At 70.4% G+C, this 14,593-nt stretch carries 16 protein-coding genes; 12 read left to right on the top strand and 4 right to left on the bottom strand.

Annotated features, from left to right (window positions below; all coding sequences use genetic code 11):
• Positions 1 to 16: 16 nt before the first annotated feature.
• The 10 genes from IE311_RS27005 to pstB all read left to right on the top strand — a co-directional run bounded on the left by IE311_RS27005 (position 17) and on the right by pstB (position 10,616).
• Positions 17 to 403: a GntR family transcriptional regulator gene (locus IE311_RS27005; RefSeq protein WP_189834516.1), complete on the top strand. Its 387-nt coding sequence runs from the start codon at positions 17 to 19 to the stop codon at positions 401 to 403.
• Positions 400 to 1,242, top strand: coding sequence for an ABC transporter ATP-binding protein (locus IE311_RS27000; protein ID WP_189834436.1), 843 nt, complete (start codon positions 400 to 402; stop codon positions 1,240 to 1,242). The genes IE311_RS27005 and IE311_RS27000 overlap by 4 nt, the downstream gene beginning before the upstream one ends.
• Entirely contained in the window at positions 1,239 to 2,189 is a 951-nt protein-coding gene (locus tag IE311_RS26995) for an ABC transporter permease (RefSeq protein WP_189834435.1), read from the top strand. The genes IE311_RS27000 and IE311_RS26995 overlap by 4 nt, the downstream gene beginning before the upstream one ends.
• Before the next feature lie 221 nt (positions 2,190 to 2,410).
• Positions 2,411 to 4,687 (top strand): RNA degradosome polyphosphate kinase, encoded by a 2,277-nt coding sequence (locus tag IE311_RS26990; protein WP_189834434.1) that lies wholly within the window; start codon positions 2,411 to 2,413, stop codon positions 4,685 to 4,687.
• The gene (locus IE311_RS26985; protein WP_189834433.1) at positions 4,674 to 5,684 is read left to right on the top strand and encodes a CHAD domain-containing protein; all 1,011 of its coding nucleotides are present in this window, start codon (positions 4,674 to 4,676) and stop codon (positions 5,682 to 5,684) included. Before IE311_RS26990 ends, IE311_RS26985 begins: the two co-directional genes overlap by 14 nt.
• The gene (locus tag IE311_RS26980; RefSeq protein ID WP_189834432.1) at positions 5,681 to 6,097 is read left to right on the top strand and encodes an NUDIX hydrolase; all 417 of its coding nucleotides are present in this window, start codon (positions 5,681 to 5,683) and stop codon (positions 6,095 to 6,097) included. Before IE311_RS26985 ends, IE311_RS26980 begins: the two co-directional genes overlap by 4 nt.
• 418 nt (positions 6,098 to 6,515) lie before the next feature.
• Positions 6,516 to 7,658: a phosphate ABC transporter substrate-binding protein PstS gene (pstS, locus tag IE311_RS26975; protein ID WP_189834431.1), complete on the top strand. Its 1,143-nt coding sequence runs from the start codon at positions 6,516 to 6,518 to the stop codon at positions 7,656 to 7,658.
• Between the two features lie 107 nt (positions 7,659 to 7,765).
• On the top strand, positions 7,766 to 8,740 hold the full coding sequence (pstC, locus tag IE311_RS26970; RefSeq protein ID WP_189834430.1) for a phosphate ABC transporter permease subunit PstC: 975 nt from the start codon (positions 7,766 to 7,768) through the stop codon (positions 8,738 to 8,740).
• A complete protein-coding gene (gene pstA, locus IE311_RS26965; RefSeq protein WP_189834429.1) occupies positions 8,737 to 9,810 on the top strand; it encodes a phosphate ABC transporter permease PstA in 1,074 nt (357 codons plus the stop codon). Before pstC ends, pstA begins: the two co-directional genes overlap by 4 nt.
• 29 nt (positions 9,811 to 9,839) lie before the next feature.
• On the top strand, positions 9,840 to 10,616 hold the full coding sequence (gene pstB, locus IE311_RS26960; protein ID WP_189834428.1) for a phosphate ABC transporter ATP-binding protein PstB: 777 nt from the start codon (positions 9,840 to 9,842) through the stop codon (positions 10,614 to 10,616).
• Between the two features lie 162 nt (positions 10,617 to 10,778).
• Here the strand turns inward: pstB and IE311_RS26955 are convergent, their stop codons facing one another.
• Both IE311_RS26955 and IE311_RS26950 read right to left on the bottom strand, forming a co-directional pair.
• Positions 10,779 to 11,777, bottom strand: a complete 999-nt coding sequence (locus tag IE311_RS26955) for an inorganic phosphate transporter (RefSeq protein ID WP_189834427.1) — start codon at positions 11,775 to 11,777, stop codon at positions 10,779 to 10,781.
• Between the two features lie 6 nt (positions 11,778 to 11,783).
• A complete protein-coding gene (locus IE311_RS26950) occupies positions 11,784 to 12,404 on the bottom strand; it encodes a DUF47 domain-containing protein (protein WP_015035093.1) in 621 nt (206 codons plus the stop codon).
• 192 nt (positions 12,405 to 12,596) lie between these two features.
• Here IE311_RS26950 and IE311_RS26945 point away from each other — a divergent pair, with 192 nt between their 5' ends.
• Positions 12,597 to 12,953 carry a metal-sensitive transcriptional regulator gene (locus tag IE311_RS26945; protein WP_229902191.1) on the top strand — a complete coding sequence of 119 codons (357 nt, stop codon included), beginning with the start codon at positions 12,597 to 12,599 and terminating at the stop codon, positions 12,951 to 12,953.
• Between the two features lie 37 nt (positions 12,954 to 12,990).
• Here IE311_RS26945 and IE311_RS26940 read toward each other — a convergent pair whose 3' ends face one another.
• A complete protein-coding gene (locus tag IE311_RS26940; RefSeq protein ID WP_189834426.1) occupies positions 12,991 to 13,176 on the bottom strand; it encodes a hypothetical protein in 186 nt (61 codons plus the stop codon).
• A gap of 127 nt (positions 13,177 to 13,303) precedes the next feature.
• Positions 13,304 to 14,146 (bottom strand): hypothetical protein, encoded by an 843-nt coding sequence (locus tag IE311_RS26935; RefSeq protein WP_189834425.1) that lies wholly within the window; start codon positions 14,144 to 14,146, stop codon positions 13,304 to 13,306.
• A gap of 131 nt (positions 14,147 to 14,277) precedes the next feature.
• Between IE311_RS26935 and IE311_RS26930 the strand changes: the two genes are divergently transcribed.
• Positions 14,278 to 14,442, top strand: coding sequence for a hypothetical protein (locus IE311_RS26930; protein WP_189834424.1), 165 nt, complete (start codon positions 14,278 to 14,280; stop codon positions 14,440 to 14,442).
• Positions 14,443 to 14,593 lie beyond the last annotated feature (151 nt).

Below are 14,593 nucleotides of genomic sequence, written 5' to 3'. Positions count from 1 at the left end.
GGTGGTGGAAGCGATCGTGGTCGAGTACCGCATCGACCGGCGCAGTGGCGTCGCCACCTACCTCCAGATCGTCCAGCAGACGAAACAGGCCCTCCGGATGGGCCTCCTGGAGCCCGGCGACAAACTGCCCACCGCACGCGAGGTCGTCGAAGCGACGGCCATCAACCCCAACACGGTCCTCAAGGCCTACCGCGAACTCGAACGCGAAGGCCTCGTCGAGGCCCGCCGCGGCCTCGGCACCTTCGTCCGCGCCACGCTCGGCACCGGCCCCGCCGACTCGCCCTTCCGCGGCGAACTCGCCGACTGGGCCCGCCGGGCCCGCGCCGCCGGACTGGACCGCGAGGACGTGGCCGCGCTCTTCACATCCGTACTGAAGGAACACTTCGAGGGGGACGACGCATGACAAGAGACGGCATCGCACTGGAAGCCGATCTCCTGGGCAAGAAATACGGGGGCAGAAGCGGCCGCTGGGCCCTGCGGGAGTGCGAGTTCGCCCTCCCCGCCGGCCGCGTCTGCGCCCTCGTCGGCCCCAACGGCGCCGGCAAGTCCACCCTGCTCGCCCTCGCCGCCGGGCTCGTACGCCCCACCGAGGGCGCGATCAGAGCCCCCGCCCGCGAACAGCTCGCCTACGTCGCACAGGAGAAACCCCTCCACCCCCGGCTCACCGTCGCCGACACCCTGCGCATGGGCCGCGAGCTCAACCCCGGCCGCTGGAACGAGGACGCCGCCCGGCGCGTGATCGCCGACGAGCTCGACCCGCGCGCCCTCGTCCACCACCTCTCCGGCGGACAGCGCACCCGCGTCGCCCTCGCGCTCGCCCTCGGCAAGCGGGCCGAACTGCTGCTCCTCGACGAGCCGATGGCCGACCTCGACCCGCTCGCCCGCCACCAGCTGATGGGCCTGCTCATGGCCGACGCCGCCGAACACGGCACCACCGTCGTCATGTCCTCGCACATCCTCACCGAGCTGGAGGGCGCCTGCGACCACCTCCTCCTGCTCCACGGCGGCCGGATCCGCCTCGACGGCCCCGTCGACGAACTCCTCTCCGCCCACACCCTGCTCAGGGGCCCGGTCGGCGACCTCGCCCCGCACACGGTCGTCGAGTCCCGCACGACGGGCCGTCAGCTCACCGCACTGATCCGACGCCAAGGCCCGGTCGAAGGCCCCTGGGAGACCACCGAACCCTCCCTGGAGGACCTCCTCCTCGCCCACCTCCGCACCACCGAAGGAGCCCCGGCATGAGCAGCCTCGCCCTGAGAGGCCCCTACTGGGTGACGGTCCGCCAGTACCGGCGGACGCTGTGGCTGGCGGGCGCGGCGGTGATCCTCGCGCTGGCCGTGATCGGAGGCCTGCGGATCTGGGACCTGCAGACGCCGGACGTGCACGTGGAGGGCGGCTTCACCCACCCGGCCGACGACAACCGCGGATACGGCACGCTCCGCATGGCCATGGAGTACTTCTCCATGGCCATGACCCTGCTCCCGCTCCTGGTCGGCGCCTTCGTCGCGGGCCCGCTCGTCGCCCGCGAACTGGAATCGGGGACGTACAAGCTCTCCCTCACCCAGTCGACCAGCCCGGCCCGCTGGCTCGGCTCCAAGCTCCGTACAGCGACGGCGGCAGCCCTCCTGACCACCCTCCTGCTGATGGCCGCCTACGCGCTGGGCTGGGCACGCGTCGGCGGCAGCAGCCAGCTCCACTGGAGCGACCGCGGCAGCTACGAGGCCACCGGCACCGCCCTCCTCGGCCACGTCCTGCTCGCCGTCGCCGTCGGCGCCCTCGTCGGCCAGCTGATCCGCCGCACGCTCGTGGCCATGGCCGTGACCGGAGGGATCGTGGGCCTCGTCCTGCTGATCCTCGGCGCCCTCCGCTGGGATTTCCTTCCGGTGACGACGATCACCGGCCCGGCCGTCGAGAACGCCTCCGTCCTCTCCATGCCCGAGGACGGCCTGATCATGAGCCAAGGGCTGATCAGCACCTTCGGCAACCGGCTGCCCGGCTGGTTCTGCTTCACCGATGGGACCCCCGTCGGCGCCTGCCGCACCGACGAGCCGATCGCCGCCCAATACCTCGACTACCACCCCCAGTCCCACTTCTGGCCCACCCAGCTCATCGAGACCGGCATCGTCCTCGCCCTCGCCGCCCTCGCCCTCTTCGCCGCCTTCCGCGTCCTGCGCGCCCGGCACCCGTAACCCGAAATCCGTAACTCTCCGTGAGAACGCAGGGGGCGGGGCCCGCGCACGGCCCCGCCCCCGATTCCCGTACGACATGTCGTCGTTACCGGCCATTCAGACGCGCTTGCGACGCTCACGCAATGAAGCGATCCGTGTCCGCCCTCCCCAAAGGGAGACTTCCCTCCCCCACGGCCCGCTCCGACGCGCCCCACCACCCGTTCGCGCGGAAGAATGGGGCCATGAGCCAGCAGCCCGCCGAGGTCCCGGTCCAGTCCTCCGCCACGCCGACCACGCCGTCCGCGCCTTCTTCCGGTTCGTCGCCCACGCCGTCGTCGCTCGGCCCCATCGCCGCACACCGCGCGCAGGCGGGCAACGCGGCCGTCGTGACCGATCTCGACCCCGATCTGGACGCCGACCCCGACACGTACGAGGACGACGGCGCGCTCGGCGACGAGCTGCCGGAGGGACGCTTCCTCGACCGGGAGCGCAGCTGGCTCGCCTTCAACGAGCGCGTGCTCGAACTCGCCGAGGACCCCACGACCCCCCTCCTCGAACGGGCTAATTTCCTCGCGATCTTCGCCTCGAACCTCGACGAGTTCTTCATGGTCCGGGTCGCCGGTCTCAAGCGCCGCATCGCGACCGGCGTCGCCACCCGTTCCGCCTCCGGTCTCCAGCCCCGCGAGGTCCTCGACCTGATCTGGACGCGCTCGCGCGAGCTCATGGCCCGGCACGCCGCCTGCTTCCAGCAGGACGTGGCCCCCGCCCTGGCCGACGAGGGCATCCACCTGATCCGCTGGCCCGAGCTCACGGAGAAGGAGCAGGCACGGCTCTTCACCCTGTTCCGGCAGCAGATCTTCCCGGTCCTCACCCCGCTCGCCGTCGACCCGGCGCACCCCTTCCCGTACATCTCGGGACTCTCGCTCAACCTCGCCGTGGTCGTACGCAACCCGGTCAGCGGCCACCGCCACTTCGCGCGCGTGAAGGTGCCGCCGCTGCTCTCCCGCTTCCTGGAGGCCTCCCCGCAGCGGTACGTGCCCCTGGAGGACGTGATCGCGGCGCACCTGGAGGAGCTGTTCCCCGGCATGGAGGTGCTCGCGCACCACATGTTCCGGGTGACCAGGAACGAGGACCTGGAGGTCGAGGAGGACGACGCCGAGAACCTGCTCCAGGCCCTGGAGAAGGAACTCATGCGGCGCCGCTTCGGGCCCCCGGTCCGCCTGGAGGTCGAGGAGTCCATCGACCCGTACGTCCTGGACCTCCTCGTCCGCGAACTGAAGATCTCCGACGCCGAGGTCTACCCGCTGCCCGGGCCGCTCGACCTGACCGGGCTGTTCGGAATCGCCGGGCAGGACCGGCCGGAGCTCAAGTACCCCAAGTACGTCGCCGGCACCCACCGGGACCTCGCCGAGGTCGAGTCGGCCTCCGCGCCCGACATATTCGCCGCGCTGCGCGAGCGGGACGTGCTCCTCCACCACCCGTACGACTCGTTCTCGACGTCCGTACAGGCCTTCCTGGAACAGGCCGCCGCCGACCCCGACGTCCTGGCGATCAAGCAGACGCTCTACCGCACCTCCGGCGACTCCCCGATAGTCGACGCCCTCATCGACGCCGCCGAGTCCGGCAAGCAGGTCCTCGTCCTCGTCGAGATCAAGGCCCGCTTCGACGAGCAGGCCAACATCAAGTGGGCGCGCAAGCTGGAGGAGTCCGGCTGCCACGTCGTCTACGGCCTCGTCGGCCTCAAGACCCACTGCAAGCTGTCGCTCGTCGTACGGCAGGAGGGCGAGCTGCTGCGCCGCTACTCGCACGTCGGCACCGGCAACTACCACCCGAAGACGGCCCGCCTGTACGAGGACCTGGGCCTGCTGACCGCCGACCCGCAGGTCGGCGCCGACCTATCCGACCTCTTCAACCGGCTCTCCGGCTACTCCCGCCGCGAGACGTACCGACGGCTGCTCACCGCCCCCAAGTCGCTGCGCGACGGACTCGTCTCCCGCATCACCAAGGAGATCGCCCACCACCGCGCCGGCCGGCCCGCGTACGTACGGATCAAGGTCAACTCGATGGTCGACGAGGCGATCATCGACGCCTGCTACCAGGCCTCACGGGCCGGTGTCCCGGTCGACATCTGGGTCCGCGGCATCTGCGCCGTACGCCCCGGGGTCCCCGGCCTCTCGGAGAACATCCGGGTCCGTTCGATCCTCGGCCGCTTCCTGGAGCACTCCCGGGTCTTCGCCTTCGGCAACGGAGGCGAACCCGAGGTCTGGTTCGGCAGCGCCGACATGATGCACCGCAACCTGGACCGCCGGATCGAGGCCCTGGTCCGGGTCTCCGACCCGGCGCACCGGGCAGCGCTCTCCCGGCTCCTGGAGACCGGGATGTCCGACACCACCTCCTCCTGGCACCTCGGCCCCGACGGGAACTGGACGCGGCACGCGACCGACACCGAGGGCCGCCCCCTACGGCACGTCCAGGAGATGCTCATCGACGCGCGGAGGCGCCGGCGTGCACAACCCTGATCATGCGCAGGACGTCACGGCGGGCGAGGTCCTCGCCCCCTACCTGCACGCCCGTGCCGCGGACTTCCTGCGCGGCCTGCGACTCCACGACGAGAGCCGCTCGGACACGGCCGGGGCGGAGGAGGCGGCCCGCACCCTGCGCGCCGCCGCCCGCCGGATCAGCGGGACGCTCCACACGTTCCGGCCGCTGCTCGACCCGGCCTGGGCGGACCAGCTGCGCACCGAGCTCGCCTGGCTCTCGGGCACGCTCGCCCTGGAGCAGGCCTGCATGTCCCGGCTGATCCGTCTGGTGGACGCGCTGTCCCGCCTGTCGAACGGCACGGGCGCGCTGAACGGCACGAAGGGCGGCGGACCCGTCCCCGCCGCCCGGGGCGGCGACGCGACCGGCCTCACCGTGGGCGCCGCCCGTGCCGGCGCCCTCCTCGAACGGCAGCTGACCCTGGCCCGGACGCGTGCCCACTCGGCGTCCCTCCAGGCACTCGGCTCGGCCCGATTCCACGCGGTCGCCGACGCCGTCGCGCTCCTGGCCTCCGAGGTACCGCTCGGGCCCGTGGGCGCGGCCCCGGCCGTCGAGGTCCTGGACGGGCCCGCCGACGTCGCCGAGCGCCGCCTCCTGGACGCGGTGGCCGCCCTGCCCCTGACGCGAGCGGCCCACCCGTACAACGCGGACGCCCTCGCGCTCGCCGCCGGGGAGAACCAGGACGCGCCCTGGCACCAGACACGGCTCCTGCTGCGACTGCACCGGTACGCCACCGAGGCCCTGCACACCGGCGGCGAACCCGACTCCGCCCTGTACGAGGCCGCCCGCGCCCTGGACCGGCACCGGGACGCCGCCGAGGCCGCGACGGCCGCGGCCACCGCGGCCCGCACCCCCCGCATCGCCCCGGCGACCGCCTACGCCCTGGGCGTCCTCCACGCCGACCAGCGCCACGAGGTCGAAGCCTCCCGCTTCGCCTTCCAGCGCGCCTGGCGGAGAACGACGGCACCGGTCCCATGAGCACCCCCGGCACCCCGGTCCTGGCCGCCGGCTGCGTCCTCTGGCGCCCGGCGCTTTCCGGCCACGGCATCGAGGTCGCCCTCGTCCACAGGCCGAAGTACGACGACTGGTCCCATCCGAAAGGCAAGCGGAAGCGCGGGGAGTCGGCGGAGGCCTGCGCGCTGCGCGAGGTCCAGGAGGAGACGGGCCGGCGCTGCGCGCTCGGCCCCCGCCTGCCGACGGTCCGGTACGCGGTGGACGGCCGCCCGAAGGAGGTCGCGTACTGGTCGGCCCGCGCCCTGGACGGCGCGTTCACGCCGAGCCGCGAGGTGGACCGTCTGCTCTGGCTCCCCCCGGCCGCGGCCCGCACCCGCCTCACCCAGCCCAGGGACCGCGAACTCCTGGACGCGGCGGTCACCACGACAACCGGCTGACCGGCGGTCGGCCGCCGGCGAGCACCCCCACGGGAAGCCCCTCACCCCTGCCCGCCGTCCCTGCCCACCGGGCAGGTCGGAGAAGCCGGACGGACAACCACCGGCCACCACCGCCCCCGGACAGGCCGAACAACGCCGGCACACCCCCGCAGCCGTCCGCACCCTCCGCCGGCACGCCCCCACCGCCGTCCGCCCGAGGACCCCGCCGCCGTCCGCCCGAGGACCCCGCACCCGGGCTTACGACACGGTTCACTTCCCGTTCACTCTCCCCCGTCGACCGCTTCACCTGTTCTGCCTAATTTCGGCCTTACACGGTGCAGAGAGCACAGCGATTGCACCGCCCACCGACACACGCCGCCGTAGAACGTTCGGGACACTCGGTCCGCGACAGGGCGGCTTCTGGAAGGAACACCCGAAAGTGAAGCTTTCGCGCAAGAACGGGCTTCGCGCCTCCGCGATCGGTGCCCTCGTCGTCTCCGGTGCGCTCGTCCTCTCGGCGTGTGGCTCGGACAACAACTCGGAGACCCCGGCCAAGGAGGGCGGCGCCAAGACCTCCGCCGCCGCCTCGAACATCGCCTGCGAGGGTGCCAAGGGCCAGCTCCTCGCCGCCGGCTCCAGCGCGCAGAAGAACGCGATGGACCTGTGGGTCAAGAACTTCCAGGCCGCGTGCTCCGGCGTCGAGATCAACTACCAGGGCATCGGCTCCGGCGGCGGCATCACCAAGTTCAACCAGGGCCAGGTCGCCTTCGCGGGCTCCGACTCCGCCCTGAAGGACGAAGAGGTCGCCGAGTCGCAGAAGATCTGCAAGACCGGCAAGGGCGTCAACCTGCCGATGGTCGGCGGCCCCATCGCCATCGGCTACAAGCTGGAGGGCGTGGACAACCTCGTCCTCGACGCCTCCACCATCGCCAAGATCTTCGACAACAAGATCACCAAGTGGAACGACCCGGCGATCGCCAAGCTGAACCCGGGCGCCAAGCTCCCGGACAGCACGATCCAGGCCTTCCACCGCTCGGACGAGTCCGGCACCACCCAGAACCTGGGCAAGTACCTCTCGACCGCCGCCGCGGCCGACTGGAAGCACGACCCGAAGTCGAAGTCGTGGCCCGCCCAGGGCGGCCAGGCCGCCAACGGCTCCTCCGGTGTCGCCACCGCGGTCAAGGACGCCGAGGGCTCCATCGGCTACTTCGAGCTCTCGTACGCCACCGCGAACAAGATCTCCACGGTCAGCATCAACACCGGTGCCGCCGCCCCGGTCGCCGCCTCCTCGGAGAACGCGTCGAAGGCCATCGCCGCCGCCAAGGTCAAGGGCACGGGCAACGACGTCGCCCTCTCCCTCGACTACGCGACGAAGGCCGAGGGTGCCTACCCGATCGTCCTCGTCACCTACGAGATCGCCTGCGACAAGGGCAACAAGGCGGAGACCCTGCCGACCCTGAAGGCCTTCCTCAACTACACCGTGAGCGAGGAGGGCCAGAAGGTCCTCGCCGAGGCCGGCTACGCCCCGCTCCCGGCCGAGATCGCCGCCAAGGTCCGCGCGATCGTCCCCACCCTGTCCTGACCCCCGGCCGGGTCCGGCCCCCCACCCAGGGGGGCCGGACCCGGCATCCGGTGCACCGCCGCCAGGAGCCCGTACGTCCGTAGGGGCCCCGCAGACCGGAGAAGCAGATGGCTACCACCACACCAGACATACAGAGGAGCCGGCGCGCCAAGAGCGCCTCGCGCCCCGGGGACCGCGTCTTCAGCGGACTGTCCCGAGGCTCCGGCATCACCCTCCTCGTGATCATGGCCGCGATCGCCGGCTTCCTCACCTACCGTGCCGCCCTCGCCATCTCGAAGGACAGCACGAACTTCTTCACCACCTTCGAGTGGAACCCGGCCGGCAACCCGCCGGTCTTCGGCATCGCCGTCCTCGCCTTCGGCACGGTGGTCTCGTCGATCATCGCCATGGCCATCGCCGTGCCCGTCGCGATCGGCATCGCCCTCTTCATCTCGCACTACGCCCCGCGCAAGCTGGCCAAGCCGCTCGCGTACGTGGTCGACCTGCTCGCCGCCGTGCCCAGCATCATCTACGGCCTCTGGGGCGCGATCTTCCTCGTCCCGTACCTGGACGGCCTCAACAAGTGGCTGAACGAGTACTTCGGCTGGACGTACATCTTCGACAAGGCCAACGACGGCCCGGCCCGCAACCTCTTCACCGTGGGCATCCTGCTGGCGATCATGATCCTTCCGATCATCACCAACGTCACCCGTGAGGTCTTCCTCCAGGCCCCGAAGATGCACGAGGAAGCCGCGCTCGCCCTCGGCGCCACGCGCTGGGAGGTCATCCGCATGTCGGTGCTGCCCTTCGGCCGCTCCGGCATCATCTCCGCCTCCATGCTGGGCCTCGGCCGCGCACTCGGCGAAACCATGGCCGTCGCCGTGGTCCTCTCCCCCAGCTTCCTCATCTCGGGCCACCTTCTCGACCCGGGCGGCGGCACGTTCGCGCAGAACATCGCCGCCAAGTTCAACGAGGCCAACGAGTTCGGACGGGACGCGCTGATCGCCTCCGGTCTCGTCCTCTTCGCCATCACCCTGCTGGTCAACGGCGCCGCCCGCTGGATCATCGGCCGCCGCAAGGAGTACTCGGGGGCAGCGGCATGAGCCACGCCATTCAGGACCGTCCGGTCGCGACGGTCAAGCGCACCGGTTCGCTCTCCAGCGCCCGCCTCCCCCGCTGGAGCCCGATCGCCATCGCCGCCGGCTCCATCGCCGCGGGCATCGGCATCGGCGTCGCCGCCGGCTGGCACAGCAAGATCCAGTGGGGCATGATCGCCGCGCTGCTGTTCGTCCTCACCACGTACGCCCTGACCACCAAGGTCGAGGGCAGCCGTCAGGCAAAGGACAACGTCGCCACCAGCCTGGTCTGGGTCTGCTTCGTCCTCGCCGTCGTCCCGCTGGTCTCGCTGGCCTGGGTCACGATCAGCAAGGGCATGGAAGTCCTCGACGTCTACTTCCTCACCCACTCGATGAACGGCGTCCTCGACGCCGAGGCCGGCGGCGGTGTCTACCACGCGCTGCTCGGCACCATCGAGCAGGTGGCCATCGCGACCGTGATCGCCGCCCCGATCGGCCTCCTCACCGCCGTCTACCTCGTCGAGTACGGCGGCGGCAAGCTGGCCCAGGCCGTCACCTTCTTCGTCGACGTCATGACGGGCATCCCGTCGATCGTCGCCGGCCTCTTCATCCTCGCCACCTGGAACCTGATGCTGGGCTTCGGCCCCTCCGGTTTCGCCGGCGCGATGGCCCTCGCCATCCTGATGATGCCGGTCGTGGTCCGCTCCACCGAGGAGATGCTCAAGCTCGTCCCGAACGAGCTCCGCGAGGCCTCCCTCGCCCTCGGCATCCCCAAGTGGCGCACCATCCTGAAGGTGGTCCTGCCCACCGCGATCGGCGGCATCACCACGGGCGTCATGCTCGCGGTCGCCCGTATCACCGGTGAGACGGCCCCGGTCCTGCTCCTCGTGTTCGGTACGAAGCTCATCAACCCGAACCCCTTCGAAGGCGCCCAGTCCTCCCTGCCGCTCTACGTGTACGAGCAGTACGCGGTCGGCACCGACGCAGCCGTGTCCCGCGCATGGGCCGCAGCGCTCGTCCTGATCGCCTTCGTCATGATCCTCAACCTGGTGGCCCGCGGCATCGCCCGCTGGAAGGCCCCCAAGACCGGCCGCTGACCAGCGACCACCTCTGGAAGTGAATTGATATGGCCAAGCGAATCGACGTCAGCGGCCTCTCCGCGTACTACGGCGCCCACAAGGCGATCGACGACATCTCCATGACCGTCGAGCCGCGCTCCGTGACGGCCTTCATCGGCCCGTCCGGCTGCGGCAAGTCCACCTTCCTGCGCACCCTGAACCGGATGCACGAGGTCACCCCCGGGGGCCGCGTGGAGGGCAAGGTGATGCTCGACGACGAGAACCTGTACGGGACGAACGTCGACCCCGTCGCCGTGCGCCGCACGGTCGGCATGGTCTTCCAGCGCCCCAACCCCTTCCCCACGATGTCGATCTTCGACAATGTGGCGGCGGGCCTGCGGCTCAACGGCAAGTACAAGAAGTCCCAGCTCAACGAGATCGTCGAGAAGTCCCTCAAGGGCGCCAACCTCTGGAACGAGGTCAAGGACCGGCTCAACAAGCCGGGCTCCGGCCTCTCCGGCGGTCAGCAGCAGCGCCTCTGCATCGCCCGCGCCATCGCCGTCGAGCCCGACGTCCTGCTGATGGACGAGCCGTGCTCCGCCCTCGACCCGATCTCCACCCTCGCCATCGAGGACCTGATCGGCGAGCTGAAGGAGCGCTTCACGATCGTCATCGTGACGCACAACATGCAGCAGGCCGCCCGTGTCTCGGACCGTACGGCCTTCTTCAACCTGGCGGCCGTCGGCCAGCCCGGCAAGCTGATCGAGCTGGACGACACCGAGCGCATCTTCTCCAACCCGAGCGTCCAGGCGACCGAGGACTACATCTCGGGCCGCTTCGGATAGAGCCCTCGGGCAGAGACTCGTCTGCGGTGCTGCATGGCGGTGCCACCGTACGACGAAGGGCCCGGCTCCCCCACAGGGGAGCCGGGCCCGACCATTTCAAGCCACTGCCGGCCTCGGCGAGAAGCCGTCAGCCGTCAGGCGTCAGGCGTCAGGCGTCATGCGTCAGCCGAAGAAGAGCTGCACCACGTAGAAGCTCGCGGCGGCGACGAGCGCGGCCGCGGGCATCGTGATGAACCACCCCAGGATGATGTTCTTCGCGACACCCCACCGGACCGCGTTGACCCGCTTCGTCGCACCCACACCCATGATCGCGGAGGTGATGACATGGGTCGTGGAGATCGGCGCGTGGAAGAGGAACGCGGAGCCGAACATGATCGACGCGCCCGTGGTCTCCGCCGCGAAACCCTGCGGCGGGTCCAGCTCGATGATCTTCCGGCCGAGGGTCCGCATGATGCGCCAGCCACCCGCGTACGTGCCGAGCGAGAGCATCACGGCACACGCGATCTTGACCCAGACCGGGATGTCGTCCCCGGACGACTGCACATCGGCGATGACCAGGGCCATCACCACGATGCCCATGGTCTTCTGCGCGTCCTGCAGACCGTGACCGAGCGCCATACCGGCCGCAGACACCGTCTGCGCGATCCTGAAGCCGCGCTTGGCCTTGTGCGGGTTGGCCTTGCGGAACATCCACATGATCGCGCACATCACCAGGTAGCCGGCGACCAGACCGACGACCGGCGAGATGAACATCGGGATGACGACCTTGTCGAGCACCCCGCCCCAGATGACCTCGGTGCCACCGGCCAGCGCCGCACCCACCATGCCGCCGAACAGCGCGTGGGAGGAGGAGGACGGCAGACCGAAGTACCAGGTCACCAGGTTCCAGATGATCGCGCCGACCAGCGCGGCGAAGAGGATTCCCATCCCCTTGTCGCCGTGCGGCGTCTCGATCAGGCCCTCACTGACCGTCTTGGCGACCCCGCTGCCCATGAAGGCACCGGCGAGGTTCATGACGGCGGCCATCGCCAGGGCCGCCCGCGGGGTCAGCGCCCGCGTCGACACCGAGGTGGCGATGGCGTTGGCCGAGTCGTGAAAGCCGTTCGTATACGTGAAGCCGAGCGCGACACCGATGGTCACGATCAGAGCAAAGGTGTCCACGAAGCCTCAGGACTCCTTGACCGCGATGGTCTCCACCGTGTTGGCCACGTGCTCGAACGCGTCGGCCGCCTCTTCCAGCACGTCGACGATCTGCTTGAGCTTGAGCACCTCGATGGCGTCGTACTTGCCGTTGAAGAGCGTCGCGAGCAGCTTGCGGTGGATCTGGTCGGCCTGGTTCTCGAGCCGGTTGACCTCGATCCAGTACTCGGTGAGGTTGGCCATCGTCCGCAGGTTGGGCATCGCCTCGGCGGTCAGCTCCGCGGCCCGCGCGAGGACCTCGATCTGCTGCTCGACACCCTTGGGGAGTTCCTCGACGTTGTAGAGGACGACCAGGTCGACGGCCTCCTCCATGAAGTCCATGATGTCGTCGAGGGAGGACGCGAGGTTGTAGATGTCCTCACGGTCGAACGGCGTGATGAAGGAGGAGTTCAGCTGGTGGAAGATCGCGTGGGTCGCGTCGTCGCCGGCGTGCTCCGCTGCCCGCATCCGCTCCGCGATCTCGGCCCGGGCGGAAGGCTCCGCCCCGAGCAGTTCCATCAGGAGCTTGGAGCCCGTGACGATGTTGTCCGCGGACGCGGCGAACATGTCGTAGAAGCTCGTCTCCCTGGGGGTCAGACGAAATCGCACGTGAGGTCCTCGGGGTGCTGGGTTTCGGTCAGGCTGATGCTAGGCGCATCATCCGGCCACGGCTAACCGGCGTCTCTCAGTGTCGCCCATCAGGCACAGTGAACAGCACGGACCCCCGTTCGGATCGGCGGGGATCGGTACCATATACCCACGAGGGGTATACACCCCCTTAATGGACAACGGGAGGACGCGATGACGACCACCGAGGCGGACCAGGTCACCCCCGAGGCCGTCGAGGCCGTCGAGCCGGCCGACCACGAGCACGGCGTGCACGGGTACCACAAGCAGAAGGACGAGCACCTCAAGCGGCTCCGCCGGATCGAGGGCCAGATCCGCGGTCTCCAGCGGATGGTCGACGAGGACGTCTACTGCATCGACATACTCACCCAGGTCTCCGCCTCGACGAAGGCACTCCAGTCCTTCGCGCTCCAGCTCCTGGAGGAGCACCTGCGGCACTGCGTCGCCGACGCGGCGGCCAAGGGCGGCGAGGGCATCGACGCCAAGGTCGAGGAGGCCACGAAGGCCATCGCCCGCATGATGCGCACCTGAGGTCCTTCCGTACGGGGTGGTGAGCCGGGCCGTACCGTCAGCGATCCTCCACGGCCCGCTCCGCCGCCACCCTCAGCACCTCGTCGATCCGGTCGGCGCTGAGCCGCTCCCCGGCCGCGGCGGAGGCGGCGATGATCAGCTCGCCGCACAGTTCGATCTCGGCAAGTGCGACGCAGTCCGGGTCTGCGGGCACGGTTGCTGTACCGGGCGGGGCCACGCGCATCCACCTCTTCCTGCCGGCGTCGGTCTCCCAGCGGTCTCCCAGCGTAGGGAGGGCGACACGGACCGCGCATGACACGTCCGGACCATTTGCCGATGGTCCACGCCGGGACCCGGCCAGGTCAGGCCGCTCAGGTCGTGATCTTCCCGGCGTAGATGTCCCGGCGGTCCGGCAGCCTCACCTCGACGGACGCCCCGAAGCCGTAGAGCAGGGTCGTCGACGCGACCGCGACCGTACGGCCCTTGTTGCTGAAGCTGAACTGGTGGCGCACCTTCCGCAGCCGCCCCTCCCCGTCGAGGTACGCGTCGAAGGGCACGGTGTCCTTGGCGAACCCTTTCGCCGCCGCGGCGAGCGCGCCCCTGAGCTGCGGCGAGGCGACCCGGGCGGCGTGCGCGATGTCGGCGACCCCCCGGTAGTGGCCGACCTTCACCCCTGCCAGATCGACCTCGCCGAGGTACGTGACCTTCCGTGCGCCGCGCAGCAGCTCCGCGGCGGCGGCCGGGTCGGTGGCGCCGCCGGTGACGAGGTTCCCGTCGTCGAGGGTGGTGGTGTCGACCCGGACCCACTTGTCGGCGGGCACCCCGGCCCCCCGGTTCTTCATGTAGAGGGCGCCGGGGGTGAGGAGCTCGGTGATCGGCCGGTGCTCGCTTGCGCCCGCCGCGTCCTTCGGCAGCACCACCTGGAGCCGGCCGGTACGGCGCCGGAAGTCGTAGCCGCCCTCGCCCCGGATGGTGACCCGGGTCCCGCCCGCCGCCATCTCCATGGAGGTGCTCGCCCTGGAGCTGCCGGCCTTCGTCAGGGCGTCGGCCGCGTTCCGTACGGCGAGGGTGGGATCGACCGTCGGCCTGGGGGCCTCGGGGGCGGCGCAGCCCGTGGCCGCCGCCGTTCCGACGAGGGAGCCGACCAGGACGGCGGTGACGGCGAACGCCCCGCTTCCGCGACCGTGCGGCCGCTCGTACCGCTGCACCACCATCGTCTGCCAACCCCCAACGCCTCAACGCTGTTCGCCCGGGACCCGCCCTGCCCCGGAACCCTCGGGCCCGGGGGCACCCGATCCGCATAACGACGGTCGGGGCGTGCCGTCACGCGCAGTACGGTGGTCGGGTGCACGCGCAGTCCTCTTCCCACACCACCACGACGACGGAGCGCGGTTCGTTCGCGCTGGCACGGTGCAGCTGCGGCTGGGCGGGCCCGGCCCGCAGATCCCGCGACCGCGCCCGTACGGACGCGGCGGACCACGCCCGCAACGCCGTCACCGAGGAGCCCTAGGGCGTCGAGGAAGCCCCGACGGCGAGAGCCCGCACGGCCGGGGGCCCTGAACGGCCTAGGGCGTGTCCGCAATGTCGATCGGTCGTTACTCCGTTCGTGGTGCGACGTCATGAACTGACTGATCAGGCATGGGAAGTGATCGGGCCGTTGC

It is taken from the genome of Streptomyces zaomyceticus (assembly GCF_014656215.1).
Taxonomy (GTDB): domain Bacteria; phylum Actinomycetota; class Actinomycetes; order Streptomycetales; family Streptomycetaceae; genus Streptomyces; species Streptomyces zaomyceticus.
Note: the sequence above shows the minus strand (reverse complement) of the source record. Positions and strands in the feature narration are given on the sequence as shown.